This window comes from Candidatus Phytoplasma sp. AldY-WA1, assembly GCF_020312115.2.
In the GTDB taxonomy this organism is placed as follows: Bacteria; Bacillota_I; Bacilli_A; order Acholeplasmatales; family Acholeplasmataceae; genus Phytoplasma; species Phytoplasma vitis.
The window spans coordinates 1-5,154 of sequence record NZ_JAHRHX020000040.1 but is presented as its reverse complement, the minus strand read 5'-3'; the positions used below and the strand labels follow the sequence as shown (position 1 = coordinate 5,154).

The 5,154-nt window shown below is 25.3% G+C and carries 3 protein-coding genes; all 3 read left to right on the top strand.

Annotated features, from left to right (window positions below; all coding sequences use genetic code 11):
• A partial coding sequence (locus KTO59_RS03295) for a hypothetical protein (protein ID WP_284928617.1) occupies window positions 1-1,571 on the top strand: 1,571 nt, incomplete at its 5' end.
• Between the two features lie 83 nt (window positions 1,572-1,654).
• Window positions 1,655-3,523 carry a hypothetical protein gene (locus KTO59_RS03290; protein ID WP_284928616.1) on the top strand — a complete coding sequence of 623 codons (1,869 nt, stop codon included), beginning with the start codon at window positions 1,655-1,657 and terminating at the stop codon, window positions 3,521-3,523.
• Between the two features lie 76 nt (window positions 3,524-3,599).
• Window positions 3,600-5,154: AAA family ATPase (locus KTO59_RS04605; RefSeq protein ID WP_445083522.1), on the top strand; the 1,555-nt coding region annotated here is incomplete at its 3' end.

Here is a 5,154-nt window from a genome sequence, read left to right as displayed (position 1 = left end):
TGAAAAAAAGAAAAAAAAGATTTAATTCTTTTTCTAAGCTTCAAAAAGGAATTTTATTTTTTTTAGTTTTAGTAGCTGTTTCTTTGATAGGCGTTATTTTAGCAAATACAGTTGGCGATAAAAATCCTTTTAAATTCTTATTTATTTATAATACAAAAAAACATTCAACGAAATTATCACAGGGTTTTAATGGGGATAGATTTATAGATGCTGAAGATTTGACAATTAACCATTTACCAAATAGACCTACATCTTTAATATCTCGAAATGGCGCTATTAGAGAACCTGATTCAACCATAAATGAAGCTTGTGAATCTCAAATTTTACATAGAGTATTTTTAAAAGAAGGTCTTGATCTTAAAATCTTTGAACCGAAAATCAAAAATGAAGCTAATATTGATGTTGAGGTAAAGTTTTATTTAATACCGGTTAAATTACAAGATACAGAACCGACAAAATTTAATGAAGACGATCGTAAAAAACTTTTAGATGTGGGCGGTTTTGAATACGAAGCATCAGAAAATCCAATCAAAGTAAAATTATTATGTAGGGATAAAAATGGTAAAACAAAATGTTATGGCCCGAAAAATTCTAGTTTAACAACCGAAGAGTTAAATAATTTAAAAGGAAAAATAAATTTAAATCATATCTCAGATACAGATTTTGCGAACTTATATACTGATTATGATATTAGTTATCATAATTATGAAGTAGAAGTAAAACCAAAACCAACTTATAAAAATTTTTTCGGTTCTTATGTTGTTTTTGATAATCAATTTTATGATGTATCTTCGAAAAAAATAAAATATAAACATGATTGGTTAGGTCAGAACTTAGAAAATCCAATCCCAGCAAAATTATTATATAATAACAGGAAAGGATACGGATATTATTACCCGAAAAATAATGAGTTCACAACCCAAGAGTTAAGCGCAATGCAAGGTTTAACTTCTATCCCAAATGACCATAATATTGAATTATATGAATTTATTTCATATAATAATTCTAGTTCTACAAAAATGACAACACCGAAACCAACTTCTAAAATTCCTAGTATTGATGACATTAATGACATCATTAATAAGAAATCAAGTACACAAAAATATTATCTTTATGGAGATGAAAGTATAAATATAGCAAGTTCAAATTTTTCAGACTTTAAATATCCAAAATTAATCACTAAAAACGATAAAACAGCTCCAAATAATTATGACAAAATAGAAACTCTTATTTTGATTAATTTTTGGAACGAAATGAGTTTAAATGATGATTTTTTTACCGCAGTTGCAGAATCCGAAAAAATAAATTCTGGATCACTAAAAAATCTTTATACTGATGAAACTCACGAATTAACTTTATTTACACAAATCACTTATACTTTAGTTGATAACGATGGCAAATCTCATACTTTAACAACAGGATGTAAAGGAACTAACTTAAAAGATATGCAACTTAATAATTCTAAAGCAGGTACAGGAGGAGGAGGTTCTGGACAAAGAATTACTGTTAGAGCTAAACAAAAGAATACAAACACCAATACAGATACCGATAAAAACATCGCATATAGTTGAAATTCATAATATTAATTTTAAATAATAAATTATTTTATTCAAAAAAATATTTATAATATACAAAAAAACAGAGGCTTATTAAAATGTTTTTAGAAAGAAAAATTCAAAATCTCTTTTTTTTAATTTTTATAATTATTCTTGTCTGGGTTACCCCTTTATATTTAGTTAAAGCTAAAGTTCTTAAAATTTCGCAAAAAAATCCTTCTTTTGCAAAAACAATAAATTCTAAATCAAATAATACTAAATTACACTCGCCAGCTAAATTAACTTTCGATATTTCCGATTTAGATGATATAGAAAAAACTAAAGAGGAAAGAAAATATTTTTATAAATTAACTTTTGAAGATAACGATTTGTTGAAAAAGTTAAAGTTAAATAAAGAGTTAAATAAAGACAAAAAAGCGTCAGAAGACAAATTAGAAGAAAAATTAGAAGACAAATCATTCGTTTGCCATTTAAATACAAGTATTTTCGATTCAGATAATAATCCTTTAACTGATTTATTTGACATTAAATGTTCTTATCGCAAAAGTGGCACAAAGGATTCTTTTGTTGAATTTGAAAATTTATCTCAATCTAGATTTTTTTATAAAATCGATATAGATAAAAAGAGATTAGAACGACAAGAAAGAGATTTTTCTTTTTTTAAAATAGATTTAAAAGAATGGGCATATGATATCCAAATAGAAATTAAAACTAAAAAATTAAATCCGGAAGAATATAAAACTAAAAAATCATATTCGGAAAAATGTGATGAATTACTTGAAAAATATAAGAAATTAGAAAATAAAAAAATTAAATTAAAATGTGAATTAGATATTACTGATAAAGATAATTATCCTGTTTATTTATTTGAAAATATATCTAAAACAATTAAAAATATATCTAAAACAAATTTTGATTCTGATTTTATTTTAAGTTCAGATGTTAAAATTTTGTCAAATCCTATTTGGTTAGTCTTTAAAAAGAATAATGAATTTCTTATTTGGGATTTGATTTTTAAACAAGAAGTTAAATATAAAGAATATCAAGATTTAATGAATTTGTATCATTCTTCTTATTCTTCTTGGAAAAAAATAATTGAAGAAAAAATTGACAACGACAAAAAATCTGACCTAAAATTAAGTAGTTTAAAGTCCCAAGTTGATTCATGTTATAAAAATTATAATTTAGATACTTCAAATCAGATAAAAAAAGAAAAATATGAATCATCTGATAAAGAATATAAAGAACATATAAAAAAAAAAGAAGACGAAATTGAACAAAAATTTAATAGTAACAATTTTTCTAGAATAAAACTTTACTTTCTTAAAGAAATTTATGACATTAATAATTCTGATACTCATTCTTCTTTACATGTAAAATTCGATTGGGAGGATATAGGTGAAATTAAATACGACGGCGGTAAATCAAATAAAAGTTTTGATGATTTGATCTTAAAACAATATAATGAATGGCAAAGACAAAATTCAGGAAAATCAATAGAAAGAAAACCTTCAGAAATAAAAGAAACATGTGACCGATTAAAAAATCTATTGAAAGAAAAATTATCGGTTGAAGAATATTCTAAAATGATGTATAATTTGAATAAAGAAAATTGGAATATAGTCGAAAATACAGTTGGAAAAGCATTTGCGGAATATCTAAAAAACAATTATACATCTGTTGGAAATAAAAAAATTCTCCAAAATATAAAAAGAGAAGAATCGGAACAAATTGACAAAACTAATGTCGGAAATGAAGAAATTCTCCGAAATAGAAAAAGAAAAGAATTGGAACAAATTGACAAAAGTAAAAAAGATTATATGAAAAAAATACAAATTAGAATAAATAAAGATTATATGAAAAAAACTAAAGAAAATGCTATTGCAGTGTTTAGTTCTCAATCCCAATTTGTTACGCCACAAATACTTAATGAAGATGAGACAATTTGTTACGCCACAAATACGTAATGAAGAAGAGACAGTAAGAGAATAAAAAGTTGTATAATTATTATTTTTAATTAAAAAGAGGAAAGGCAAAATTTTTTTGAAAAAAGAAATCGAAACAAATAAAAAAAAAACAATAAAAACTAAAAAACAAACAACAATTGATAAAAAAAATAAAGATCAACCAATTGTTATTAAGTTGAATATGCCCGAAACACCGATAAACGGAAATAATAATTTATTTTTTTGGAATTTGATCAATTTAATTATTTCTATTGGAGTTATATCAAGTTGCCTTTTTACTTTTTTAAAATCTAAAAATCAAATGAAAGAGATTGAACAAAATATAAACAACTTTCAAAAACATAATAATCAAGTAACTGATAATTTAGAAAAATCTGTTAATGATTTAAGAAATCAATCTTTAGATTATACTTTAGAAGACGAAGTTTATACAGAACTATTAGATAGAGTAGGAAAAGAATTTAATTTAACAAAAGAATCAGATCCAAAGCAAGACAAAATATCAGAATCGAATCCAGAAAATAAAGACAAAATATCAGAATCGAATCCAGAAAATAAAGACAAAATATCAGAATCGAATCCAGATCCAGAACAAAAAAAAATATCAATAGATAGCTCAAAAGATATCTCAAAAAAAAATGATGATAAAAAAGGAAATTACGATTTCAAACCAGCTAATTCTAATAAATTTTTATCATTTGATAAACTAATCGGATTCAAAGAAGAATTAACAGCGTGCGACGGATTCTTAGACTACTTAAAAAACAAATCAAATTACCAAGGAATCGGAGATGTCGAAGCACCATTAGGAATCTTAATGTACGGATGTCCTGGTACTGGTAAAACAACATTAGCTCGTGCATTAGCAAAAGAGACTGATTTACCATTTTTCGAAGTAAGCAGTTCTATATTTTCTCAAAAATATAAAGGAATTGCAGGACAAATGGTCCAAGACTTATTTGCAGCAGCAAGACAAACAGCTGAAGAAGCAAATGGAACAATTATCTTTTTAGACGAATGCGAAACTATTTTCGCTGATTTAGCATCACTTGAAGCTGGATCTGAAATCGCAAACGTTGTTAACCAATTCAAAACCGAAATGACATCAGTTGACAACAACCCAGAAAAACCGATTTTTGTCATTGGTGCAACTAACCACGTCGAACGAATCGACGAAGCAATAAAATCAAGATTCACTTACAACATCGAAGTCAAACCAGGAAACAAAGATGAACGTCAAAAAATGTTAGAATTCTTAATTAACAAACGTAAAAATCCATATTGTTCTACATCAAAAGATTATTTATTTAATGTTATTAACGAATCATTAGAACGTTTACCAAAAGAACAAGAATTTTTAAAAGCAAATCGTACACTCGAAAACCTTTTAAAAACAACAGTCAGCGTATTTGCAAGAAACCGTGGAACTGATGAAAACAAAAGAACAGTAATTCAAAAAGAAGATTTACAACAAGCATACAAAATGATAATTTCACCCAACATTGACATTTTAAACAAAATAGAAGATGAATTAGTTAAATATAATTACAATAATTACAATAATTACAATAATTACAATAATTACAATAATTACAATAATTACAATAATTACAATAATTACAATAATTACA